General features: G+C 74.7%; 16 protein-coding genes. 10 read left to right on the forward strand and 6 right to left on the reverse strand.

Annotation, left to right across the window (positions count from 1 at the left end; all coding sequences use genetic code 11):
• Positions 1-37 precede the first annotated feature (37 nt).
• Positions 38-484 (reverse strand): hypothetical protein, encoded by a 447-nt coding sequence (locus tag ACFZAU_RS18980; RefSeq protein WP_500553093.1) that lies wholly within the window; start codon positions 482-484, stop codon positions 38-40.
• A 128-nt stretch (positions 485-612) separates the two neighbouring features.
• Here ACFZAU_RS18980 and ACFZAU_RS18985 point away from each other — a divergent pair, with 128 nt between their 5' ends.
• On the forward strand, positions 613-1,770 hold the full coding sequence (locus ACFZAU_RS18985; RefSeq protein WP_500553094.1) for an ROK family transcriptional regulator: 1,158 nt from the start codon (positions 613-615) through the stop codon (positions 1,768-1,770).
• 327 nt (positions 1,771-2,097) lie between these two features.
• Positions 2,098-3,720 carry an alpha/beta hydrolase gene (locus ACFZAU_RS18990; RefSeq protein WP_500553095.1) on the forward strand — a complete coding sequence of 541 codons (1,623 nt, stop codon included), beginning with the start codon at positions 2,098-2,100 and terminating at the stop codon, positions 3,718-3,720.
• 60 nt (positions 3,721-3,780) lie between these two features.
• Here ACFZAU_RS18990 and ACFZAU_RS18995 read toward each other — a convergent pair whose 3' ends face one another.
• The gene (locus tag ACFZAU_RS18995; protein WP_500553096.1) at positions 3,781-4,545 is read right to left on the reverse strand and encodes a GntR family transcriptional regulator; all 765 of its coding nucleotides are present in this window, start codon (positions 4,543-4,545) and stop codon (positions 3,781-3,783) included.
• Between the two features lie 251 nt (positions 4,546-4,796).
• Between ACFZAU_RS18995 and ACFZAU_RS19000 the strand changes: the two genes are divergently transcribed.
• Positions 4,797-5,543: an SDR family oxidoreductase gene (locus ACFZAU_RS19000; protein ID WP_500553097.1), complete on the forward strand. Its 747-nt coding sequence runs from the start codon at positions 4,797-4,799 to the stop codon at positions 5,541-5,543.
• 47 nt (positions 5,544-5,590) lie between these two features.
• Here the strand turns inward: ACFZAU_RS19000 and ACFZAU_RS19005 are convergent, their stop codons facing one another.
• Positions 5,591-7,429 (reverse strand): tetratricopeptide repeat protein, encoded by a 1,839-nt coding sequence (locus tag ACFZAU_RS19005; RefSeq protein ID WP_500553098.1) that lies wholly within the window; start codon positions 7,427-7,429, stop codon positions 5,591-5,593.
• A 1,027-nt stretch (positions 7,430-8,456) separates the two neighbouring features.
• Between ACFZAU_RS19005 and ACFZAU_RS19010 the strand changes: the two genes are divergently transcribed.
• From ACFZAU_RS19010 to ACFZAU_RS19020, 3 genes are all read left to right on the forward strand, one after another.
• Positions 8,457-9,905, forward strand: a complete 1,449-nt coding sequence (locus ACFZAU_RS19010; protein WP_500553099.1) for an NCS2 family permease — start codon at positions 8,457-8,459, stop codon at positions 9,903-9,905.
• A 585-nt stretch (positions 9,906-10,490) separates the two neighbouring features.
• Positions 10,491-11,720 carry an MFS transporter gene (locus ACFZAU_RS19015; protein WP_500553100.1) on the forward strand — a complete coding sequence of 410 codons (1,230 nt, stop codon included), beginning with the start codon at positions 10,491-10,493 and terminating at the stop codon, positions 11,718-11,720.
• A 50-nt stretch (positions 11,721-11,770) separates the two neighbouring features.
• A complete protein-coding gene (locus ACFZAU_RS19020; RefSeq protein ID WP_500553101.1) occupies positions 11,771-12,547 on the forward strand; it encodes an N-acetyltransferase in 777 nt (258 codons plus the stop codon).
• On the opposite strand, the gene ACFZAU_RS19025 is transcribed toward ACFZAU_RS19020, so the two are convergent.
• From ACFZAU_RS19025 to ACFZAU_RS19035, 3 genes are all read right to left on the reverse strand, one after another.
• Entirely contained in the window at positions 12,544-14,385 is a 1,842-nt protein-coding gene (locus tag ACFZAU_RS19025) for a glycoside hydrolase family 15 protein (RefSeq protein WP_499600737.1), read from the reverse strand. The genes ACFZAU_RS19020 and ACFZAU_RS19025 overlap by 4 nt on opposite strands.
• A 99-nt stretch (positions 14,386-14,484) precedes the next feature.
• Positions 14,485-17,454 (reverse strand): tetratricopeptide repeat protein, encoded by a 2,970-nt coding sequence (locus tag ACFZAU_RS19030; RefSeq protein WP_500553102.1) that lies wholly within the window; start codon positions 17,452-17,454, stop codon positions 14,485-14,487.
• On the reverse strand, positions 17,451-19,289 hold the full coding sequence (locus tag ACFZAU_RS19035) for an HSP90 family protein (RefSeq protein WP_500553103.1): 1,839 nt from the start codon (positions 19,287-19,289) through the stop codon (positions 17,451-17,453). Before ACFZAU_RS19035 ends, ACFZAU_RS19030 begins: the two co-directional genes overlap by 4 nt.
• Positions 19,290-19,719: 430 nt before the next feature.
• Here ACFZAU_RS19035 and ACFZAU_RS19040 point away from each other — a divergent pair, with 430 nt between their 5' ends.
• The 4 genes from ACFZAU_RS19040 to ACFZAU_RS19055 all read left to right on the forward strand — a co-directional run bounded on the left by ACFZAU_RS19040 (position 19,720) and on the right by ACFZAU_RS19055 (position 23,902).
• Positions 19,720-21,303, forward strand: a complete 1,584-nt coding sequence (locus tag ACFZAU_RS19040) for an alkaline phosphatase D family protein (protein ID WP_500553104.1) — start codon at positions 19,720-19,722, stop codon at positions 21,301-21,303.
• A gap of 481 nt (positions 21,304-21,784) precedes the next feature.
• On the forward strand, positions 21,785-22,378 hold the full coding sequence (locus tag ACFZAU_RS19045; protein ID WP_500553105.1) for a dihydrofolate reductase family protein: 594 nt from the start codon (positions 21,785-21,787) through the stop codon (positions 22,376-22,378).
• A 75-nt stretch (positions 22,379-22,453) separates the two neighbouring features.
• On the forward strand, positions 22,454-23,167 hold the full coding sequence (locus ACFZAU_RS19050) for a hypothetical protein (RefSeq protein WP_500553106.1): 714 nt from the start codon (positions 22,454-22,456) through the stop codon (positions 23,165-23,167).
• A gap of 174 nt (positions 23,168-23,341) precedes the next feature.
• On the forward strand, positions 23,342-23,902 hold the full coding sequence (locus tag ACFZAU_RS19055; protein WP_500553251.1) for a DUF1990 domain-containing protein: 561 nt from the start codon (positions 23,342-23,344) through the stop codon (positions 23,900-23,902).
• The last annotated feature ends 1 nt before the right edge of the window (position 23,903 follow it).

Consider the following 23,903-nt stretch of genomic DNA (forward strand, 5'->3'; position numbering starts at 1 on the left):
GCGGGCGACCCACGGGGCGGCGAGGCCTACGACATCGTCACGGTACGGCCGCGGCGTCGCCGACGGCGGCCACGAGCTGGAAGGGCAGCTCCGCGTCCCACTGGCCCACGCACACGCCGATCCAGCGGCCGTCGACGCGCCAGGCCCACGCCTCGTGGGCGTAGTTGCACAGGGTGCGCAGCGGCCCCGGCACGGGCTCCCCCTCGACGAGGCGTTCGAGGTGGGCGGTGAGGTCGACCGTCTCGGGGACGCCCCAGCGCTCGGTGAACACCTCGACGAGGGCCTGGCACTCGGCCTCCAGGTCCTCCTCGGCCTGCCGCCTGCGCGCGTGGTCCCCGTCCGCGTCCCAGAAGTCCTCGCTGACGCGGAGGTCCGCTATGTGGTAGCCGGGGCCGCTGTCGACCGCGCCGCGGCGCTCGTCCCGCGCCGGGAAGGGGCGGGCGCGCAGCGCGTCGACGGTGGCCACGTGGCCGGGCAGGTCCATGGATCCAGTAAACCCCGCACCTCTGACACTTGACATCGAGTCAGTAACCCTGTGCCGGTGCCACTCGCCGCGGGCCGCCGGGACGGGTACGATCCGGCCAACACGCGCGCAAGCAGGGAGGACGTACGTTGGGGCGGATCACCGGCGGGGACCCGTCCCTGCTCCGGCGGATCAATTCCGCGGTGGTGCTCCACGCGCTGCGCGGGGAGCCCGCCGTGAGCCTGACGGAACTGGTGCAGTCGACGGGGCTGTCACGGCCGACCGTCGAGGGCGTGATCGAGGGCCTGACGGAGTCGGGCCTGGTCGTGGAGGCGCCGCAGGAGCCCGGTGACGCGCGCAAGCAGGGCCGTCCGGCCCGCAGGTTCCGCTTCCACGCGGAGGCCGGGCACCTGCTGGGCGTGGAGATCGGGGCCCGGCAGATCCGCGCGCTGCTGTCGGACCTCAGCGGCCGTGTCCTGGGGTCGCTGGCGCACGACGTCGCGGACACGCTGCCCGCCGAGGAGCGCCTGGAGCGGGTCCGCGGCACCGTCGCCGAACTGCTGCGCAAGGCCGGTGTGGCCCGCAGCACGCTGTGGGCGGTCGGCGTCGGCAGCCCGGGGATCGTGGAGACCGACGGCGCGGTGCGGCTGAGCACGGCGCTGCCCGGCTGGACGGGACTGCCGCTGGGGGAACGGCTGCGCCGGTCCTTCCGCTGCCCCGTCCTGGTCGAGAACGACGCGAACGCCGCCGCCGTCGCCGAGCACTGGAAGGGCGCGGCCGTCGGCACCGACGACGTGGTGTTCGTGCTGGCCGGGCTGAGCCCCGGTGCCGGGTCGCTGATCGGCGGCCGGCTGCACCGCGGCTTCGGCGGGGCGGCCGGCGAGATCGGGGCGCTGCACCTGCTGGGCCGCGAGGCGAGGCCCGAACGGCTGCTGTCCACGACCGGGACGCCGCTGCACCCGCTGGACGAGTCCGCGGTGGCCGACGTGTTCGCGCTCGCGCGGTCGGGGAACGTCCAGGCGCGGGAGGCCTTCGACCGCTTCCTGCAGCGCCTGGTGCACGACGTGGCGGCGCTGGTGCTGGCGATAGACCCGGAGCTGGTGGTGATCGGCGGCTGGGCGGCCGGTCTGGACGGCGTACTGGAGCCGCTGCGCACCGAGTTGGCGCGCTACTGCCTGCGGCCGCCGGAGGTCGCGCTGTCGGCGCTGGGGCACGAGGCGGTCGCGACGGGAGCGCTGCGGCTCGCGCTCGACCACGTGGAGGAGCAGTTGTTCGCGGTGGCCAGGACCTCGCTGCTCGGCCGCTGAGCGGCCGGGCGGCGGAACCGGGGGACGCGCCCGCGAGGCCAGGCGACCTGCGGCGGGCCGTGCTCGCGGGCGGCGTCCTTAAGGCCGGCCCCGTCCTTGCGGCCGCCATCCGGCTCCCCGGACGACGACGCCGGGGGCCGCGGCACGGCGGCCGGGCCGACTTCGACGCGGGGCCGAGCGGACGACGGGCCGCCGGTCAGGGCAATCCGGGCGAAATTCCGCGGTCCACCGGCCTGCCTGCTTTGCCGGGTTGTCCGACCAGCCGACGATCCGTCGCATCGGCGAGCGTGCCGCGCGGGCGGGCGCGGCCGGCGAAAGGGCGTCCGCGTGCGGCGAGCAGTGGTCCTGGCAGGGTCCGTGGTCCTGACGGCCGGCGCGGCGACGGCCCCGGCCGCCGCGCACTTCCCCGAGCCCGTGGCCGCCGAGCAGGTGCGGATGGCGGGGGCCGCCGTGGCGGCCCGGGCGGCCGGGGCCACCGGCATCACCTTCGGGGCCTGCCCGGCCGACAGCGGGCTGAAGGCACCCGTGCAGTGCGGCACCGTCCGGGTGCCGGTGGACTACGCGGAGCCGGGCGGCGCGAGGATCGGCCTGCTCGTGAGCCGGCTGCGGGCGGCGGGCCCCGCCTCCGTCCGGCAGGGGGCCTTGGTGTTCAACCCGGGCGGCCCCGGGGCGTCGGGGCTGTGGTTCCCCGGGGTGGGCCTGCCGGGCGCCGGGACCGTCACCCGCAAGGTCTGGGAGACCGCGGCCAGGACGTACGACCTGGTGGGCTTCGACCCGCGCGGGGTGGGCCACTCCGCGCCCCTGTCCTGCCACGACCCGGCGGGTCACCAGCACGCCCCCAGCGCCGACCCCCGCCTGGCCACCGAGGCGGTCAAGGCCGAAAAGCGCGCGCAGGCCCGGCGCAAGGCCGCGGACTGCGGTGCGCGCGGCGGCCCGCTGCTGCGGAACATGCGCACCGCGGACCTGGCACGCGACCTCGACGTCATCCGCGCCGCCCTGGGCGAACCCCGCCTGAACTACTACGGCGTCTCCTACGGGACGTACCTGGGCGCGGTGTACGCCACCCTCTTCCCCGCCCACGTGCGCCGCATGGTCGTGGACAGCGTCGTCAACCCCGACCCGCGCGGCATCTGGTACGGCACCAACCTCGCGCAGGACGTCGCCTTCGAGCGCCGCTGGGCGGACTGGCGTGCCTGGGCGGCCGGGCACGACGCCGTGTACGGACTGGGCGGGACGCCCGGGCGCGTGCAGGCGAGCTTCGACCGGGCGATGCGGATGCTCGGCCGGCGCCCGGCCGGGAAGGTGGGGGCCGGGGAACTGCACTCGGCGGCGGTGCAGGCCGCCTACTACGACCAGCGCTGGGTCACCTTCGCCCACCTCCTCTCCCGCTACCTGCGCGGCGACGACGACCCGCTGGTCGCCGCGGCCGCCCCCGACCCCGGGGACGCGAAGGACCAGGAGAACGGCGACGCCGTCTACCTGGCAGTGGAGTGCTCGGACGCGGCCTGGCCGCGCGACTGGAGCGTGTGGGACCGCGACAACTCACGGGTGGCGCGCCAGCGTCCCTTCGAGACCTGGGCGAACGCCTGGCTGAACCTGCCGTGCGCCTCCTGGCCCGTCGAGGGCGGGCGGGCGGTGGACGTCGGAGCGCGCCCCGGGTCGGGCCTGCCGCCGGTGCTGATCGTCCAGTCGGAGCGGGACGCGGCCACGCCGTACGAGGGCGCGGTCGAACTGCACCGGAGGCTGCCGGCCTCACGGATGATCACCGAGGCGGGGCGTGGTTCGCACGGGCTGATCAGCTTCTGGAACGAGTGCGTGACCGCACGCGTCGACCGCTACCTGGTGTCCGGCGCCGTCGGCGACCGCGACGTCATCTGCTCCGGGCACCCGCTGCCCGTGCCGTCCGGCGCAAAGGGCGCCGAGGACGCCAACACGGGCCGCTTCTACTGACCGGACGGTCCGCGGCGGCCGGCGTCCGGTCAGGACGCGCGGCCGCACCGCCGCACCCCGTCAAGAAGCGGCGGCGTGCCGCTCCTGGCCGTGGTGGGTGATCTCCATCGCGCCGCTGTCGCCGAAGGTCAGCCGGCAGGTGTCGGCACGGTAGGTGGCCACGGCCACCGCCACGACGCGTCCGCCGCTGAAGTAGCGGGTGGTGACGACCAGCACGGGGGCGCCGGGCAGCCGGTCGAGCTGCTTGGCGTCCTCGGCGCGGGCCGAGCCCAGCTCCACCGCCCGGTCGTCGCCGTCGAGGTCGAGGGCGTGCAACTCCCGCAGGACGGCGGGGGCGTGGCCGGCCGGCGTCAAGTCGCGGGCGAGGCCGGGGACGGAGGACCGCGGGACGTAGAGCAGTTCGGTGGCGACGGACTGCCCGCCCATCGACCGGACCCGGCGGACGGTGTGCACCGCCTCGTCGGTGCCGGTGCCGAGCGCCTCCGCGACAGCGGCCGGCGCGGCGGCCTCGACGCAGCCCACGGTGCGCCAGGCGTCACCCGTGGCACCGGGCCAGCTGCCGCTCGACGGGCCGACGGAGACACCCACGCGGGGCGGGGCAACCGTGGTGCCGACACCGCGGCGGCGCTGCAGTCGGCCCTCCAGCTCCAGCTGCTCCAGCGCCTGGCGCAGCGTGGCCCGGGCGACGCCGAAACGGGCGGCGAGGTCACGCTCGTTGGGGAGGATCTCGCCGACCTCGAACTCGGAGTCGAGCGCGTCGATGAGCACGGTCTTGAGGTGCCAGTACTTGGGCTCCGGCACGTTCTCGAGCTGCGTGGTCCCCACCCTGTCCTCCGCAATCGGCCTGACGCCGTCCGGGGTTTGTTCAGCCTTGTTTCCGAACGGCTCTTTATTAAAGGTTCTTGCACTACTAGGCGACGATAGAGCTGCCCTCCGGCTTGGTCAAGACCAATGCTCAGGGGCCTGACGAGGTGCACCGGGTCCGGCCGCGAGCTGTTCACGAGCTGTTCGCGCCCGTCATGGCGCGTTCGCACGCTGGTAGCGTTCGTGAACACGTCGAGCGAGGGAGAGCTGCCATGGGTCCGGTCACGGTGGTCACCGGAGGCGGCCGCGGCATCGGCGCGGCGGTGGCCCTGAGGCTGGCCCGCGAGGGTCACGCCGTAGGCATCGGCTACGAGAAGGACGCCGACGCCGCCGAGGACACCGCCCGCAAGGTGCGCGACACCGGCGGCCGCCGCGTGGTGGTGCGCGTCGACACCAGCGACGCCGGGCAGGTGGACGCGCTCTTCGACACCGTGGGCGAGCAGCTCGGCACGGTCACGGGCCTGGTCAACAACGCGGGCGTCACCGGGCCGCTGGGCCGGTTCACCGAGACCCCGGTCGAGGTGATGCGCCGGGTGATCGACGTCAACGTGATGGGCGCCCTCATGTGCGCCCGGCGCGCGGCACTGGGGATGTCCACCCGGCACGGCGGACGGGGCGGCGCGATCGTCAACATCTCCTCCGGCGCCGCGACGCTCGGCGGTCCCGGGGAGTACGTGCACTACGCCGCGAGCAAGGCCGCCGTCGACGCGCTGACCGTGGGCCTCGCCAAGGAACTGGCGCCGGACGGCGTACGCGTCAACTCCGTGCAGCCCGGCATGATCGTGACCGACATCCACGCCGCGATGGGCGACCCCGAGCGGCCCTGGCGCAACCCGGACCGCGTGCCCATGCGGCGGCCCGGCGAACCGGACGAGGTCGCCGGCGCGGTGGCGTGGCTGATGTCGCCGGACGCGTCGTACACCACGGGCGCGGTGTTGCGCGTCTCCGGCGGCCTGTAGCGCCGCCTCCGGCAGCTCGTTGCGCGCGGCGATCCGCCCGCCCGCCGCTACTCCGGGGCGTCGGCCCCGGCGTGCGCGGCCTCCCCGTCGTCCTCGGTGTCGATCATGCGGAGCACGTCCGTGGCGAGCGCCGCCACCTGCGGGATCAGCTCCGGGGTGGCGAGGGCCAGGTGGCACAGCGACCAGGTCAGGGTGACGACCCGGCTCTGCCGCGCCTCCAGGGCGTCCAGCAGACGGCGCCCGATCAGCTCGGCGGCGTCCTTGCGTACGGCGGGGTCGGTCCAGGCGGTCGCGACGATCGCGAGCCCGGCCGCCTCGCACACCCAGTCCTCGGCGTTGTTCAGCACGTCGGCGAGGAGCGCGCGGCGCCGGGAGACGGCCCAGGGCTCGTCCGTACGGTGGTGCGCCAGGCCCAGGCACGCCCAGACCTGCACGCACCGGATCCACAGGTCGGGAGCCTGGGCGGCGAGCGCGCGGCCCAGCTCGTCCTCGCGCGGGGCCGGCGGGTGCACCAGCACACCGAGCAGGTCCTCGGGGTCGAGCCCCGAGAGCGCCACCGCGTCGTCGTAGGCGGCGACCAGGTGCGGCCAGCCGTGCCACGCCACACGGCGCACCGCCTCGGCCGCCTCCGGGGACGGCGGGCGGACGGCGGGCCTCGCGGTGGTGCCCTCGTAGGCCCACAGCGAGACCTCGACGGGGTGCGGCGCGATCCGCAGGTCCGGCTCGGGCACGGACTGGATCTCCGTCACCGCGTTCGGGTAGGCGGAGCGCAACGCGAGCAGCGCGCTCGGCGGCTCCAGCGCCGAGACGGTGAGCGTCAGCCCCGCGTCGCCGGGCACGGACTGCCCGAGCGCCTGGTGCAGCAGGCTGACGACCGCCTCGCTGCCGCCGGGTATCCAGTTGAGCCACGGCGTGCCCTGGCTCAGCCGGGTGAGCAGGTCCGCGGCGTAGCCGTGCCCGGGTTCGGCCCGCAGGTGGTCGGCGAGCGCGACCAGGTGCCGCAGGCCGGGCTCCACCGCGTACCGCAGCGCGTGCACCGCCGGGGCCGCCTTGGGGTGCGCGGGGTCGGCCGACGCGGCCCGCTCGGCCCACACCACGCCTTCGGCGGGACGGCCGAGGGAGTCCAGCAGTTCGGCGATGTCGACGAACAGGTCGAGGTCGGAGGGGTCGCGGGCCACCTCGGCCTGCCACACCTCCAGCGCCTCCTCGGCACGGCCGGCGCTGCGCAGCGCGTAGCCAAGCATCACGGCGGCGGGGTGGGAGGGTTCGAGCTCGTACGATCGGCGCGCCCAGCCCACGGCCTCCTCGGTGCCGCCCATGCGGCGGGCAAGGGTGGAGCCGCACCACAGCAGCATCGTGTGGTCGGGGTGGTGGGCGGTGCTCGCGCGGACCAGGTCGAGCAGGGGCAGCAGGGGGCCGCGCCGCTCCTCGTCGACCGGGTCGGGCAGTTGGGGCGCGACGCGGGCCGCCGCGCGGGCCACGGTGTCCGGCGCGACGAGCTCCGCGATGTCGGGACGGCGCAGCCACGCCACGTCCAGCCAGGGCCGCTGCGGTTCGTGCCCGGCGCACTGGGCGAGCAGGCCGACGGCCTCGTCCCAGTGGCCCGCGACCGCGCAGAGGTGTCCGCGTGCCGCCACGGTGCCGATGAACGCCCGCTCCTCGGGGGCGAAGTACGTCAGAGCCGCCTCCGCGCCACCGACGCGCGCGGCGAACTCGGCCAGCGCCTCGTGGATCTCGGGCAGTCCCGGGTCGCGGGCCAGCGCGTCCTCCAGGTGCCGGGCGGCGTGCTCCAGGTCGCCCCCGGCCAGCGCGATGCGTGCGGTGGCCACTTCGCCCTCCGCCTCCAGCCGCGCCCCGCCCTCGTTCCCCTCCGGATGATCCCGCACAGCCGCTCCCCACCTCGTACCGCTCCTGGCGCCCCCGCCACCGGGGCACCTTAACGGACGCCGTTGCATCCGAGGCCGCGCGCCGGGTCGTGTCCGGCCGGCCGGACATCTCGACCCTCGCATTACTTTCGCCTGGGGTGGGTGGGCCGGTGGGGCCGGTGAGCGGGTGCGGGTTCGTCTCGCGCCCTGCGGGCGCACAGCGGCTGGCTGCGGAGGGGAGGGTGGGGGTCCGGGGCTTGTCGGCGTGTGCGGGTGGGTGGGTGGCGGGCGTTCAGGCGCCGGAGCGGTTTGCCTCTCCGCTGGTGTCGGTCTCGTTGCCGTCCGCGGGTGCAGATGGCCGCTTCCACGCCTACTGCCGGTGGTGGGCGCGCCCGCCGTAACCCGCGTCTGCGGGTGCTTCGGGGTGCTGTGGGGCGGTCGTCGGGAGATCGGGCCCGCTTTCGGCGGTATATCCGGCGGAACAGAGCCCGATCTTCGGGCTGATGGAGATCGGGCTCTCTTTCAGCGGTATAGCCGTCGGAAGAGGGCCCGATCTTCGGATCGGCCGAGATCGGGCTCGCTTTCAGCGTCATAGACGTCGACACAGAGCCCGATCCTCGGATCGGGGAAGCACCCGCAGACGCCGGTTACGGCGGGCGCGCCACCCACCAAGGGTGGGCGTGGTCACCGGCCATCTGTACCCGCGGACGGCAACGAGACCGGCACCAGACGAACAACCCACCCCGCTCCGGCGCCTGAACCCCAACCGACCACCGGGCCGCAGACTGCCGACCGGCCCCGGACCCCCACCCTCCCACCCGCAGCCGGCGCGGTGCGCCCGCAGGGCGCGGGACGGCGGGACAGCCGAACACCGGCAGCGGCACCGGCATCGGCACCGGCACATCCGCGGGCCGGCCCCACCCGCCGGGCGGTGCCGATTCGTTAACACAAGGAAACGGATTCAAAACCCGAGGGGGCGTTCCGGCGTACACAATCCCCCCAGCCTCCAGCAGGTCGTCAGGTTGTCGCACCAACCCCGAGGAGCACCATGTCCGCTCAGGCCACCGACGTGGCGAAGGGCTCGCCACCACCACCGCAGAACGCACTCGACCGCTACTTCCGCATCGGGGAGCGCGGTTCGTCCTTCGGCCGTGAAGTCCGCGGCGGCTTCGCCACCTTCTTCACCATGTCGTACGTCCTCGTGCTGAACCCGATCATCCTCGGGAGCGCGAAGGACAAGTTCGGCCACGTCCTGTCGACCGGTCAACTGGTCACCGCCACCGCGCTGGTGGCGGCCGTCATGACCATCGTCATGGGCGTCGGCGGCAACCTGCCGCTGGCCATCGCAGCCGGCCTCGGGCTCAACGCCGTGGTCGCCTTCCAGATCGCGCCCTTGATGAGCTGGGACGACGCGATGGGCCTGATCGTCATCGAGGGCGTGGTCATCTGCGTCCTGGTGGTGACCGGGCTGCGCGAGGCGGTGATGCACGCGATACCCCAGCCGCTGAAACAGGCGATCAGCGTGGGCATCGGCCTGTTCATCGCCTTCATCGGCTTCGTGGACGCCGGGTTCGTCAGCCGCATCCCGGACTCCGCGAACACCACGGTCCCCGTTCAGCTGGGCGGGGGCGGGGCGCTGTCGGGCTGGCCGGTGCTGGTCTTCTGCCTGGGGGTGCTGCTGACGATCGCCCTGCTGGCCCGCAAGGTGATGGGTGCCATCCTGATCAGCATCGTCACCATGACCGTGCTGGCGATCGTGGTCGACGCCGTCGCGGACGTGAAGAGCTGGGGGCTGACCACGCCCAAGGTGCCCGACGACGTGTTCGCCGCGCCGGACTTCGGGCTGCTGGGGCACTTCAGCCTCTTCGGCGGGTTCGCCGAGGTCAGCTTCATCACGGTGGTGCTGCTGGTCTTCACCCTGATCCTGTCGGACTTCTTCGACACCATGGGCACGGTCGTCGGCATCACCGCCGAGGCGGGCCTGCTGGACGAGGAGGGCAAGGTCCCGAACCTGGGCCGGGTGCTGCTCATCGACGGTGCCGCGGCCGTCGCGGGCGGCGCGGCCTCCGCGTCGTCGAACACGGCCTACATCGAGTCGGCGGCGGGCGTCGGCGAGGGGGCGCGCACGGGCTTCGCCAACCTGGTCACCGGCGGTCTCTTCGCGGTGGCGCTCTTCCTGAGCCCGCTGCTGACGATCGTGCCGCTGCAGGCGGCGGCGCCGGCGCTCGTCGCGGTCGGCTTCCTGATGATGACCCAGGTCAAGAACATCGGCTGGGACGACTTCGAGATCGCCCTCCCGGCGTTCCTGACGATCGCCGTGATGCCCTTCACGTACTCGATCACCAACGGGATCGGTGCCGGTTTCATCGCCTTCGTGCTGCTCAAGGCCGTGCTGGGCAAGGCGCGGCAGGTGCACTGGCTGCTGTGGGCGGTGTCGGCGCTCTTCGTCGTCTACTTCGCGATCGACCCGATCGAGCAGCTGCTCGGGGTGAAGTAGCGCCCGGTGGGCCGCGGGGGCCGGCGCGGCCTCCCGCGGCCTCACGGTGAAGACCCCGACCGGGACGGGGGCCCCCGGTCGGGGCCGCTGGCCGGACCGGCGCTCCGCGCTCGGCCCGTACCTGTCGAACTACCGGCGCGGGGGCGGAGTTCCCGCCCGTTCCGGATCCTCCGGTGTGACGTGGCGCACGTCCCCGGACGTGCGTCCCGCCGTGCCGGCGGCGGCCTGCCGGCGGGCGCTGCCTCAGGAGACCGGCCCGCGACCGGACGGCGCCGGCCGGTACCGGCCGGCGCGCCCGCGCCGTCCCCCACCGAACACCGCGTCCCCGGACCGGAGTTCCGGGTACGGGCGGGCGCGGACCGGGGGATCCGCCGCCGCTGCCGGACGGGGACGTGGGCACCGGGGTGCGTGGGCCTCATGCGAGCGTTTGATCTCGATTCGGCAACAGCGGGTTTGAGTGGGGAATCCCCCCTTATCGGCGAGCCTGGTTGCTTGATACACATGGTTCCGCGCGTTCCTGTCCGTCGACGGTCGCACCACTCCCCCTCTGCTCGCCGTGCCTTCGGCCGTCCTCCAGGAACGCCCATGTCTTCGCGGACCGCGCCCTCGCGCGCCCTGCTGCCGCTCGTCGCCCTCTTCTGCGCCGGCTACCTCGCGCCGTACCTGATGCCGACCGTCGTCGGCCGCCTGACCACCGGGCTCGCCCTGAGCGGTTCCCAGGCCGGGGCGGTCGGCAGCGCGCTGCTGCTCGGCTCGGCCGGCGCCGGATTCACGCTCGCCTCGCGGGTGGACCGGATCGGCCGGGCGCGGCTGGCCCGGTACGGACTGCTGATGACCGCGGGCGGCTTCACGACGGCCGCGGCCACCGGAGTCGTCCCGCTGGTCGTCCTCGGCTGCGTCGCCGGCGGCTTCGGCTCCGGAACCTCCTCGGCGGTGGCCGCCGTCGGGATCGCCGGGGAGCGGGCGCCGCACCGGGTGACGGTGCTCGGGCTGCTGGCCACCTCCGCGACGGCCGGGGCGCTCTACCTGGTCCTGCCGCGGCTCGGCGGCGGCCACCCCCTGCCCTTCGCGGCCATCGCCGCCGCCGCGCTGCTCGTCCTCCCGCTGACCCGGCGGCTGCCCGCCCGGCCCTGCCCGCGGACCGCGGCCGCCGCGCCGCCCGTCGGGCCGCCGCTGCCGCACGTGGGCGCGGGTGCCGTGCTCGCCGCGTCGATGCTGTGCTGGTCGCTCGCGCAGAACGCGCTGTGGGGGGTGAGCGGCCGCATCGGGCTGGACCGGGTCGGCCTGTCGGAGGCGGCGGTCGGCATGGTGTTCGCGGCCGCCCTCGGGGGCGGGCTGCTGGGCGTCGTGGGCGCGGGTGCCCTGGGTCCGCGCCTCGGGCGAGCGGTGCCCGTGGGGGTGGGCACCGTCGTGATCGCCGTGTGCGTGGCGGCCAGCGCCTCGGCCCGCGGCGCGGTGGCCTTCGCGGTGGGCGAGGTGCTGTGGAACACCGTCTACCCGGTGGTGCTCTCGTACGCCATCGGCCTGGCCGCCGCCCTCGACCCGCACGGCCGCTGGGCGGTGTACGCCGGTTCGGCGTCCTCGCTCGGGGTGGCCTGCGGGCCGCTGACCGGTGCGCTGCTCGGCGCCCGGCTGGGCTTCCCACTGATGGGCGGCGTCCTGGCCTGTCTGCTGCTGCTCGCCGCCGTGCCGCTCACCGTGGTGGCCCGGGGCGCCGGTTCCGGGGCCCGGGGCGCCGTGGCGGTGGGGCGCCGTGCCGGCGCGGTCGTGGCCCGTTCCGACGTGGCGCGTTCCAGCGTGGGCCGGGCGGCCTGAGCGGAAAACCGGATGCCGGGGCGCGGGGGCGTCTGCCAGGGTGCGGGCTCGTGAACGACACCGGAAGCATCCGCATCACGACCCTCGCCGAGCGCCCCGAGCTGCTCCCCCGGCTCTGGGAGATCTCCGAGGACTGGCCGGCCTTCGTCCCCCAGGACCCGGTCGCCGGGGCCCTGTTGCACCGGGTGGCGGAGGACTTCCCGCGTCACTGCGTCGTCGCCACCGACGGCGACCGGGTCGTGGCCCGGGGCTTCGCCGTCCCCTTCGACGCCACCGGCGAGGGCCGTGAGGAGACCCCCGACCAGGGCTGGGACCGCGTACTGGTGTGGGCGTACGGCGACCTGCGCGCCGGGCGGCCGGCGACGGCCGCGAGCGCGCTGGAGATCACCGTCGACACCGGTCACCTGGGGCGCGGCCTGTCGCACCGCCTGGTGGCCGCGCTGCGCCAGGCCGCGCGGGAGGTGGGCCACGACACGCTGTTCGCCCCCGTCCGTCCCACGGCCAAGCACCTGCGGCCGCGGCTCCCCATGACCGACTACGTCGGCCTGCTCCGCGAGGACGGGCTGCCCGAGGACCCGTGGCTGCGGGTGCACGTCAGGGCGGGCGGCGTCGTCGTGAAGGTCGCTCCGGCCTCCATGACGGTCAGCGGGACGCTGGCCCAGTGGCGGCGCTGGACAGGGCTGCCCTTCGACCGCGACGGCGCCGTCGAGGTGCCCGGCGCGCTGGTGCCGGTGCACTGCGACACCGCGCACGACCACGCCGTGTACGTCGAGCCGAACGTGTGGGTCCGGCACGCCACCGGCGGCCGCCAGGCCGGACCTAGCTAGCCCAGCGCCCGGTCGAGGTTGAAGGCGGCGCTGATCAGGGCCAGGTGCGTGAAGGCCTGCGGGAAGTTGCCGCGCTGCTCGCCGGCCCGGTCGATCTCCTCGGCGTACAGGCCGAGGTGGTTGCCGTAGGTGATCATCTTCTCGAAGGCCAGCCGCGCCTCGTCCTTGCGCCCGGCGCGGGTGAGGGCCTCGACGTACCAGAAGGAGCAGATGGAGAAGGTGCCCTCGTCGCCGGGGACGCCGTCCGGGCTCGCGAGGGGGTCGTAGCGGTAGACCAGGGAGTCGGAGACGAGGTCCTTGCCGAGGGCGTCGAGCGTCGAGAGCCACTTGGGGTCGGTCGGCGAGATGAACTTGGACAGCGGCATCATCAGCACCGAGGCGTCCAGCACGTCCTCGCCCTCGCTCTGGGTGAACGCGCCGCGCGCCTGTGACCAGCCGTTCCTCATGATCCGCCGGTAGAGGTCGTCGCGGGCCCCGTACCAGCGCTCGCGGTTGGCGGGCAGGCCGCGGTGGTTCGCCATGCGGATGCCGCGCTCGATCGCCACCCAGCACATCACGCGGGAGTACAGGAAGGGCTTGCGGCCGCCGCGGGTCTCCCAGATGCCCTCGTCGGGCTGGTCCCAGTTGTCGCAGACCCAGTCCACCAGTTCGCAGACGGTGTCCCAGTGCGCGCTGGAGATCGGCTTGCCCCACTTGTCGTACAGGTAGAGGGAGTCGATGAGCTCGCCGTAGATGTCCAGCTGCAGCTGGTGGACGGCGTTGTTGCCCACCCGGACGGGTGCGGAGCCCGCGTAGCCCTCCAGGTGGCCCAGCTCCCGTTCGGGCAGCTCGGAGCGGCCGTCGATGCCGTACATGATCTGCAGCGGGCCGGCCGCGCAGCGCGGACCGCCCCCGCAGACGCGGTCCGACAGGAAGTTCATGAAGGCTTCGGCCTCGTCGGTGAAGCCCAGCCGCAGCAGCGCGTAGACGCAGAAGGCGGCGTCGCGGATCCAGACGTAGCGGTAGTCCCAGTTGCGCTCGCCGCCGATGCGCTCGGGGAGGCTGGTGGTGGGCGCGGCGATGATGGCGCCGGTGGGCGCGTAGGTGAGCAGCTTCAGGGTGAGTGCGGAACGGTGCACCATCTCGCGCCAGCGGCCCCGGTACTTGGACTGGGAGAGCCAGTGCCGCCAGTACTGCACGGTCTTGTCGAACTGCTCCTCCGCCTCGGTCAGCGGGCAGCCGCGCGGTCCCACGCCGTCGCCGACCTGGTCCAGGGCGAAGACGGCGGCCTCGCCCTCGGAGAGCTTGAACTGGGCCCACACGTCCCGGTCGTCGTGCTCCAGCGGCACCGAGCAGGTCAGCGCGATGGTCTGGGCGGCGGTGGCGAAGAGCGCCTGCATGCCGCTCATGTGGACGGTGTGCGGCACGGTTCCGTAGTCGAAGCGCGGGGCCACCCGCATCCGGAACGGCAGCACGCCCCGCACGCAGACCACGCGGCGGATGAGCCGGTGCCGGCCGGCCTCGTGGGACTCGTCGACGACCGGCATGAAGTCCTGCACCTCGCCCATGCCGTCCTCGGCGAAGAACCGGGTGATCAGCACGTTGGTGTCGGGGAAGTAGAACTGCTTGGTGCGCGCGGGCACGTCCGCGGCCAGCTCGAAGCTGCCTCCCCGGTCGGCGTCGAGGATGGAGGCGAAGACGCTGGGGGCGTCGAAGCGCCCGGAGCAGTACCAGTCGATGGTGCCGTTCGTGCCGACCAGCGCCGCGCTGCGCAGGTCGCCGATGAGCCCGTGGGCGGCGATCGGCAGGTACCGGCCGTCGGCCGGTGCGAACTCGGACCGGAGGGCTTCGGCTGTCACGGTGGCCTCCTCGCGCGCCAGGGAAGGGCAAAAGCCACCATTCAGACTAACCCTCCGGGTGCTCCTCCTTCTCGGTCAGCACCGCGCCGCCCGCCGGGCCTACGCCTCCCCGGCCGCCGCCTCCCCCTCCTGCGCCTTCTTCGGTCCTGCCGGCCGTTCGCCGACGTACTCGAGGACGGAGCGCGCCTCGGCCAGCCGCTGGGCCGCGACCTCGTCGCCGCTCCCGTCCTCCCCGGCGTACAGGGCGATCACGGCGCGGGCCCGTTCCGCGGCCGCGGCGGGCCGTCCGAGGTCGGCCTCCAGCCAGGCGGCCATCAGCTGGGCGGCGCTGCGCGCGGGCCCCGGTCCGAAGAGCGCGATCGCACGTTCCGCGCAGGCCAGGCCCTCCTCGTAGGCGGCGCGGGCCGAGCCGTCCGTGTCCTCCTCGCCGGGCTCGCCGGGACAGGCGCGGACGATCAGCTCGCCGGTCTGCCGGTGGGTCCCGGCCAGTTCGGCGCGCAGCTGCGCCGCGGCCGCCCCGTCGCCGGCCGCCGTCGCCGCGGCGAGGGCCTCCTCGGCGACCGCGGCGGCCTCGGCCATCGCGGAGCGGCCCGCGGCGAGGCCGTCCCGTTCGTCGTGGAGGGCGAGCCAGGCCCGGGCGCGCAGGGTGCGGACGAGCGGGACGGGGTGCCCCATCGCGCGCCAGAGCTCACCGGCCCGGTCGTACGCCTGGGCCGCCTCGCCGGCCAGGCCCGCCCGTTCCAGGGAGTCGGCGGCCAGGTTCGCGAGGACCGCGTGGTCCTGCTGCTCGTCCCAGCCCTGCGCGATGTCCGCGGCGAGCAGGAACTGCTCGGCGGCGGCACGCGGCTCGTCCAGGTCGCGCAGCGCCTCGCCCAGCCACCAGCGGGCCTGGACGACCCGCCCGTCGTGGTGGGCGCGCACCAGGTCGGGCAGGGCGGTCTCCAGGACGGTGGCGGACTCCGCGGCCCTGCCCTCGCGCAGCAGCGCGCCGCCGAGGACGAGCCGCGCCCAGGCGCCCAGCTGATCGGACACCTCGCCCTCGTCGGCCCAGTGGGCGCCCTCCAGGGCCTGGTCGGCGGCCTCGGCGTCGGCGCCGCGCTCGGCGAGCGCGGCGGCCAGCACGGTGTGCAGATGGGCGCGGTGCACCGGGCCCAGGGTGGCGGCGCCGTGCTCCAGCGCGGCGCGGGCGGACTCCTCGGCGGTGGCGTGGTCGTCCCGCTGCAGCGAGAGGTCGGCGAGCAGCGCCTCGGGCTCGGCCGCGTACCAGGGGGTCGCGGCCTCGTGGTGGAGGCCGGCGGCCCGTGCGAAGAGCCCGGCGGAGACGTCCACGTCGCCGCGGGCGGCGGTGAGGCGGGCGTGCAGGGTGAGCGCGTCGGCGAGCCGTCCCGTCATCCGCTCCTCGGCGCGGTGCTCCTCGGCGAAGGCGATGATCCGCAGCAGTTCCGCCTCGGCCTCGGCGTCCGGCGGCCGGACGTCGAACCGGGCCAGCCAGGCGCCGGTGAGCTGCCGGGCGGTGGCCCGGCAGGTGTCGTACAGCTTCCGCAGGTCGTCGAGGGCGGTGTCGAGTGCGGCGACGTTCTCGGCGCCGCCTTCCGCGACGGCCACCGCGTAGGCGGCGCGGGCGCGGCAGGCGGCGGCCTCGCCGGGCTTGCCCGCCGCCTCGAAGAGTTCGGCGGCCGTACCGAAGAGCGGTACGGCGGTGCCGGGATCGGCGAAGGCGCCGATCCCGGCGCGGTCGGCGATCTCGGCGCGGTCGAGGGCGTCCAGTGCGATGCCGGTGCGCTCCGCGGCGCGGTCGGCGGCGGCCCAGGCGGCGCCCGCGTCGGGGTGCTGGGCCTCGCTCAGCCCGCGGGCCTCGGCGAGCAGCGCGGGGACGTCGTCGCCGCCCGCGGGCACCGACGCGGCGGGGACGGGCGCGTGCCGCGGGCCGGCGGAGGGCGCGGCGAGGCGCTGGAGGGCCCGGACGCCCAGCGGGAGCCGCTCGACGAGCGGTACGGCGGCGAGGCGCTCGCGCATCCGGCGGCTGACGGCGTCGTTGCCGTTGCGTACGTCGAAGCGCGCGGCGACCGCGGCCGCCTCGCGTTCGGCGTGGGGCAGCAGTGCGCGGGCGGTCCATTCGGTGCCGGCGGGGCCGGGGACGCCGCGGTCTCCGTGGCCGAGGGCGACGAGGCGGCGCATGAGCAGCCCGGTGACGGCCAGGTGGTCCATGAGCGTGTCGGGGTCGCCGGTGTCGGTGAAGTACGCGGGGTGCTCGGCCAGGATCTCCAGCGCCCGTGCCTCGTTCCCGGTCAGGGCGCAGAACTCGACGTGGGAGGAGACCGCGCCGCGCATGCTCTCCATGCTGCGCACCAGGCGGTAGCCGCGCAGGTGGTGGGCGCGGGCCTCGTCGAGCCGGCCGAGCCGGACCAGCGGCAGCAGCGAGGAGGCCAGCACGTTGTGCGGTTCGTGGGCGCAGGTGTACTGCCCGGCGAGGACGGGCCGCCAGGTGTCCAGTGCCTCCTCGTCGCGGCCCCGGTCGACCTGCCAGCCGCCCTGTCCGTGGAGTTCGCAGGCGTGGCAGTCGGCCATGGCGTCGCGGTCGGCGGCCAGCCACGCGGCGTGGGCGGCTTCGGCGCGGGCCGTGTCGCCCAGGTGCCGGGCGATGCGGAACTCGCCCTGGCGCACGGCGCGTTCGGAGTGGCCCGCGAGGCGGTAGCGGTGCTCCATCTCGCGCTGCCACTTCTCGATGGAGGCGAGCGGCACGTCGGGCTGGTCGAGCATCCCGTTGGCCACCCACTTGAAGATCCAGTGCAGGTGGTGGGTGTTCTCGCCGTCGAAGTCCCCGGGCCGTTCGTCCCACATGCGCAGCAGGCGGGCGAAGGGCACGAAGAACTTGTCCTTCTCGCTGCTGTAGGCGTAGGCGCTCGCGAGGTTGAACACGGTGTCGAGGAGCAGCGGGGTGTCGCCGGTGGCCTCGGCCTCGGCGACGAGCCGCTCGGCGCCGGCGTTGCGGGCGCGGCCCTCGGGCTCCTCCCTGTTGTGGTGGAGCGCGCGGCGTACGGTCTCGACCGCCGGGTCCTGGGTGCTCATCGGCCGTCCTCCTGTCCGGCGTCGCCGGGTCTGCCCGCGGGGCCGTCCGCGGTCTGCGCCGCCCACTGCAGCAGGCCGAGGAAGGCGCGGTTGAGGAGCGCGGAGTCCGCGGGGCGCAGCGGGCGCTGGGCCATCAGCAGGGCCTGGCCGTACAGCGCTTCGGCCGCGGTGCCGACGAGTTCGGGGTCGTTGAAGCCGCTGATCCGCCGGACCAGCGGGTTGAGGTGGTTCAGGACCAGCCGGGCGCGCGGGGCGCCGCCGCGCAGCGAGCCGAGGATGCCCGCCCACAGCTCGTCGGCCTGCTCCTCCTCCTCGGCGCGGGCACGTTCGTGGCGGGCGGCCCGGTCGTCCAGGTGGAGCGCGGGGACGGTGATCGGGTGGAAGGTGCGCAGCGACACGTCGCAGCCGAGCGCGTCGAGCCGGGCGCGGGCCGCCGCGAGGAAGCCGGACAGGGCGAGTTCCTCGGCCGGGTCGACGGCGTCGAGGTGCGCGGTGACGGTGTCCGCGTCGAGTTCGGCGACGGCGGTGCCGGGACGCACGGTGGGCAGCAGCTCGACCAGGTCGGCGTCGTAGGTGTAGCCGCCGTTGACGACCCCGATGCCCTGCGCGGAGGCGATCGCGGCGACCTGCCGGTACTCCTCGACGGTGCGGGTGAAGTGGACGACGGGGTGGCGGCGGGCGAACTCGGCGAGCGAGAGCTGCCCGTCGGTGGTCTCGAAGGGCAGCCACGGCAGCATCGTCCGCAGCATCTCCGCGTCGTGCCGGGCGAGCGACTTGACGCCGAGGTGGTGGACGGCGAGGAACTGGGCGAGCCGTTCCTCGTCGCCCGCGGCGAGCTCGGTCAGCCAGCCGCGGATGCGCTCGCCGAGCGCCTCGCGGACGGCGGCGAGCGTCTCGTCGGCGTACAGGCTCTCCCGGGAGGCGGTGGGGCGCAGGCTGTCGGTGTCGATCACGCAGCGGACGAAGAAGGCCCACTCCGGCAGCAGTTCGTCGGCCCGGTCGGTGAGCAGCATGCCCTTGAGGTGGACGCGGTGGCCGGCGCGGTGGGCGGGGCTGACCGCGGCGGGCAGCACGTAGCCGACGCCGCGCACGCCCGCGAGGGGGACGTCGAGGTCGATGACGTCGAGCGGCGTGAAGCCGAACTGCTCGTGGCAGTGCCGGGCGAGCGCGACCCGGCGGGCGGCCTGACCGGGGTGCGGGCGCTCCCAGACCGGCGGGCGCTCGGTGACGGGGGTGTCGCCGACCCGCACGTCGTACGGCAGCAGCGAGCCGAAGTCCTTGGCGAGGGCGAGCACCCGCTCCTCGGCGAGCCATTCCGCCGCGCCCGGCCGGGCGGTGAGGTGCACGGTCGTACCGGGCTCGGGGTGCTCCTGCGCGGGCAGCGTGCGGACGGTGTACGAGCCGTCGTCACGGGCGGTCCACTCCACCGGCGGGGCGTCCGGGGTGCGGGCGGACCGGCTGACGACGCGGATCTCCGCGGCGACGACGAAGCAGGCGAGCAGCCCGATGCCGAACTGGCCGAGGAACTCCGAGCGGGCGCTCTCCAGGCCGTCGCGCTTGGAGCTGCGGCCGATGGTGGCCAGCAGGTCGTGCACGTCGGACTCGGTGAGGCCGACGCCGGTGTCCTCGACGCGCAGCCGGCCGTCCGCGGCGTGCAGGCGCACCCGTGCGGGGGCGTCGGGCTGCCCGGCCCGGCGGGCGGTGATCGCGTCGACGCCGTTCTGCAGCAGCTCCCGCAGGTAGACCTTGGGGCTGGAGTAGAGGTGGTGGGAGAGGAGGTCCACCAGGCCGCGAAGGTCGACCTGGAAGGTGTGCGGTGTCTGATCTGCAGTCATCGTGGGGGCGCCGGTGCATCCCCGAGGAGGGAGGGCGGGGCGCGGGTAGGGCGATCGGGTGATCGCGGCCGCCGGATTGCGGACCATCGTATGGCCGCGGAGCCCGGGGTGACCAGGGGGTTTCGTGGTGCGGGGCGGTGGGCGGGGAGCGCGGGGAACGGCCGGGCGCCACGGTCGGGCCGGGGGCGTGGACGTTGTCGCCGCCGCGCAGGTCCGGGCCGGCCGCGCCCGTGGCGTCGGGGACGCACCGGTCCTGCCTGCCGGGTGTCCGGGGGGCGTGGGGAAGCCGGTGCGCATGCCCGTTTCCTGGGCGGCGCGGGGCGGTTGTTCACTGGGCGTTCGGATCGACGGCACGCGGCACGAGTAGGAACGGGGACGGACGCGTTTCCGCGTCACGTCGGCGTGCACGGCTCGTACTTGGGAGGCCAGGATGACGGACGGATCCGGGAGCACGGTCGGACGGCGCTCGGTGCTGAGGGGCGGGCTGGCGGCCTCCGGGGCACTGCTGGTGCCCGCGGTGGCCACGCCCGCGCTGGCCCTGTCGGGGAGACCGGCAGCGACGTCGGGTGTGCAGACCGGCGACGTGACGGCGTCGGGCGGCCTGGTGTGGGTGCGGGCCGACCGTCCCGCGCGGATGGTGGTGGAGACCTCGGCGACCGGCTCGTTCCGGCACACCCGGCGCTTCCACGGTCCGGTGGTCGGCCCCGGCACCGACTTCACCGGGGTGACCCGGCTGCACGGCCTGCCGGCGGGCGAGCAGATCCACTACCGGGTCCTGCTGGCCGACCCCGACGACCCGCGCCGCACCGGCGCGCCCGTCACGGGCACCTTCCGCACGGCGCCGGACGGACGGCGCGGCGGGGTGCGGTTCGTGTGGTCGGGCGACCTGGCCGGGCAGGGCTGGGGCATCAACCCCGACATCGGCGGCTACCGCATCTTCGACGCGATGGGGGCGGTCGACCCGGACTTCTTCCTGTGCAGCGGTGACAACATCTACGCCGACGGCCCGATCGCGGCGACCCAGGCGCTCCCCGACGGAAGCGCCTACCGCAACCTCACCACGGCGGAGAAGTCCAAGGTCGCCGAGACCCTGGCCGAGTTCCGCGGCAACTTCCGCTACAACCTGCTCGACGAGAACCTGCGACGCTTCAACGCGCAGGTGCCGTCGGTCATCCAGTGGGACGACCACGAGGTCCGCAACAACTGGTACCCGGGCGAGGTGATCGCCGCCTCGGACCCGCGCTACACCGAGAAGAGCGTGGACGTCCTCGCGGGCCGGGCGCGGCGGGCGTTCGCCGAGTACTTCCCCGTCTCCTCGCTGCGCCCGGACGGCGCCGGGCGGGTCTACCGGGTGCTGCGGCAGGGCCCGCTGCTGGACGTGTTCGTCCTCGACATGCGCACGTACCGCAACGCCAACTCCCCCGACGACCAGGCCCACGACGCGCAGGGCATCCTCGGCCGGGAGCAGCTGGAGTGGCTGAAGCGGGAGCTGTCGCGCTCGCGCGCGGTGTGGAAGGTGATCGCCGCGGACATGCCGCTCGGGCTGGTGGTTCCCGACACCACGGAGGGGAAGCCGAACATCGAGGCCGTCGCGCAGGGCGACCCGGGCGCCCCGCTCGGCCGCGAGCTGCAGATCGCCGAGCTGCTGCGGTTCGTCAAGCACCGGGGGATCACGGGCACGGTGTGGCTGACCGCCGACGTCCACCACACCTCGGCGCAGCACTACCAGCCGTCGCGCGCGGCGTTCACGGACTTCGCGCCGTTCTGGGAGTTCGTGTCGGGCCCGCTGAACGCGGGTGCCTTCCCGGCGAGCGCGCTGGACGGCACCTTCGGTCCGGAGCGGGTCTTCGTGAAGGCGCCGACGGCGTCGAACGTCTCGCCCGCCGAGGGCTACCAGTTCTTCGGGCAGGTCGACATCGACGGCCACTCCGGCGACATGACGGTGCGGCTGCGCGAGCAGGACGGCACGGTGCTGTTCACTAAGGTGCTGCGGGCGGGGCTGGTCGGGCAGTAGCGGCGCGGGGTGCGCGGCGGTTCGACGGCCCGGCGGTGCGTGCGCGCCGCCGGGCCGTCCGGCGCGGTCCGGCGCGGTCCGGTAAGGTCCGCGCCGCTCAGCGGGCGGCCGCCAGGATCACGTCCGCCACGGCCCGCGGCTGCGAGACCATGACGAGGTGGCCGGCGCCGGCACCGGAGTTCGCGCCAGGCCGAGGACGCCGTTCGCGTCCGACCGCCCACCCTGCACGAGGACGCGGCCCGGTTGAAGTGGGCGCGGGGCCCTCTGCACCAAGGGGACGTCCGGTCTTCCCGAAGGGACGGGTCAGCACGTCACCGAAGCGGTCGGATCCGCTCAAGAGCGGTCAACTTCCGTGGTGAGTCGCAGGGATGAGGCCAAGACCGCCGCACATCGTCCGCCCCCGAGCGATGATTCCGGGGCAGTGCGAGGGTCTTCAACGGCGTAACCGCAGTGAGTTGACGTAGACGGAGGAGCGGGTCACATGCGCATCGTGGTCACCGAGTTCATCAGCCTCGACGGGGTCGTGCAGGGCCCGGGCGGGCCGGAGGAGGACACCGACGGCGGCTTCGCCAACGGCGGCTGGACACACCCCTTCTTCGACCCGGAGGTCGTGGGCGGCGCCTTCGACGAGGCGGTGGGCAAGGCGGACGCGCTGCTGTACGGGCGCCGCACCTGGACGGCGATGGCCGGCGCCTGGCCCGAGCGGGCGGGCGACCCCTTCGCGGACCGGATGAACGCGCTGCCGAAGTACGTGGTGTCCGACACGCTGGCCGACTCCGAGCTCACCTGGAACAACACCACCCGCATCCCCGGTGGGGAGGCCGTCGCCAGGATCAGGGAGCTGCGGGACGCCCCCGGCGGGAACCTCGTCGTCATGGGCAGCCCCACCCTGGTGCGCGCCCTGCTCGGCGAGGACCTGGTCGACGAACTCCGCCTCATGGTCATGCCGGTGCTCCTCGGCGGCGGCAAGTCGGTCTTCCCCGAGGACGGCGGACTGCGCGCCTTCGAGCTGGTCTCGACGGTCACCAGCGACAAGGGCGTCAACGTCTGCACGTACCGGCGCGCCGCGCGGTAGCCGGGGCGGCGGGCGGGCCACCCTCCCGCCGCACCCCGCTCGGGGGCCGCGCGACGGGCCTGGCAGGGTGTCCCCGTGCACGCACACGACGGGGACCGCCCCGAGCCGTTGATCACCTGCTGGAACTACTGGCTGGCCGTGCCCACCGGCGACCAGGCCGGACTCATGGACGTGCTCGGCCTCGCCCAGCCCAGGCCGGTGGGGTTCGCCGAGGCGTTCGCGGTGCTCGACACGGACGCCCACGGCGGGGCGGGCGAGGACGGGATCCGTGGCGCGCGCGTCTACGTCTCCCCGGAGCTCGACGGCTGGACCCTCGTCCTCGGCGACTGGTGCAACCCCTGCGACATCGAACGCAGCGAGGAGGTCCTCCAGTTGTGCACAACGCTCAGCGGCCGCTACGGCCGGGCCCAGGCCTACTACTACGGCGCCCAGAACGACGGATCGGCGTGGCTGGTGGCCGAGGCCGGCCAGGTCGTACGGCGCTACTGCGAAACCGGTGACGGCGAGGACGAGCTGCTGACCCTCGGCGACCCCCTTCCCCACGAGCGGGCCCGCCGGGTGGAGCTGGGGCTGTCCGCGGAGTGGGACGCGGCCGAGGAGAGCGACGAGGACGAGCAGGAGTGGATGCGGGCCACCTTCGACATGGCGCCCGACATCGCCGCCACGTTCGGCCCCAGCCCCATGAGCCTCACCCCCGAGACCCCGGTGCGCGGCACGGGGATGCTCGCACTGACGCCGTACGGAGTGGCACGCGGCGTCCCGCCGGGCCCGGACGCCCCGGGGCTCTGACGTTCGCCCGCGGCGCCGCACCCACGGGCGGCCGCGGACTCCGCGGCCGTGCGCGACACGCGGGGTGCGAAGGACGTCGTGTCGCCGGGCGGCGGGCACCCCGCGGGGCTTAGCATGTGCAAATCGACCGGGCAATACGGCGATTTCCAGACCTCGTGGGGCGACCAGGGGAGGGTGCTCCGCGGCGTCCGGACGGACCGGGAGGACGGCGTCGTGGCGGGTGGTTTCACCTACGAGCAGGTCGGGGTGACCCGGACCGGCGGGCCGACCCCGCCGGGGTTCCACCGCCTGCACGAGCGGATCCGGCTCGGTGAGGGCCCCGAAGTGCTGGCCGCGGCCGGACGGGCGCTGATGGACTGGCGGATGCACCGGGCGACCGGACTGCGGGTGCCCGCCGGCACCCCCGACGCGGCACCGGGCGTACGGGTGCCGCTGCGGTTCGGGCCGCTGCGCGCGCCGTGCGAGGTGGTGTGGGCCGAACGCGGCTCGGAGCGCGTGGGGTTCGCGTACGGGACACTCCCCGGTCACCCGGAACGCGGTGAGGAGGCCTTCGTGGTGAGCCGCGCGCCGGACGGGTCCGTGTGGCTTGATGTCACGGCCTTCAGTGGACCGGGGGCGTGGTACGTGGGTCTACTGGGCCCCTTGGGACGCGTCACTCAGCGTGGCATCGCGCGCCGCTACGGCCGGTGCCTGCGCCGGTTGTCGCAGGACGGAACTGTTGAAAGGGGGAGTTAAC

Source organism: Streptomyces sp. NPDC008238 (assembly GCF_042956445.1).
Classification (GTDB): Bacteria; Actinomycetota; Actinomycetes; order Streptomycetales; family Streptomycetaceae; genus Actinacidiphila.

Excerpts from the sequence above, each read along its gene's own strand:
- ACFZAU_RS19030 (WP_500553102.1), bottom strand. The coding sequence starts at position 17,454 with ATGAGCACCCAGGACCCGGCGGTCGAGACCGTACGCCGCGCGCTCCAC.
- ACFZAU_RS19010 (WP_500553099.1), top strand. The coding sequence starts at position 8,457 with ATGTCCGCTCAGGCCACCGACGTGGCGAAGGGCTCGCCACCACCACCG.
- ACFZAU_RS19040 (WP_500553104.1), top strand. The coding sequence starts at position 19,720 with ATGACGGACGGATCCGGGAGCACGGTCGGACGGCGCTCGGTGCTGAGG.
- ACFZAU_RS19000 (WP_500553097.1), top strand. The coding sequence starts at position 4,797 with ATGGGTCCGGTCACGGTGGTCACCGGAGGCGGCCGCGGCATCGGCGCG.
- ACFZAU_RS19035 (WP_500553103.1), bottom strand. The coding sequence starts at position 19,289 with ATGACTGCAGATCAGACACCGCACACCTTCCAGGTCGACCTTCGCGGC.
- ACFZAU_RS18980 (WP_500553093.1), bottom strand. The coding sequence starts at position 484 with ATGGACCTGCCCGGCCACGTGGCCACCGTCGACGCGCTGCGCGCCCGC.
- ACFZAU_RS19015 (WP_500553100.1), top strand. The coding sequence starts at position 10,491 with ATGTCTTCGCGGACCGCGCCCTCGCGCGCCCTGCTGCCGCTCGTCGCC.
- ACFZAU_RS19045 (WP_500553105.1), top strand. The coding sequence starts at position 21,785 with ATGCGCATCGTGGTCACCGAGTTCATCAGCCTCGACGGGGTCGTGCAG.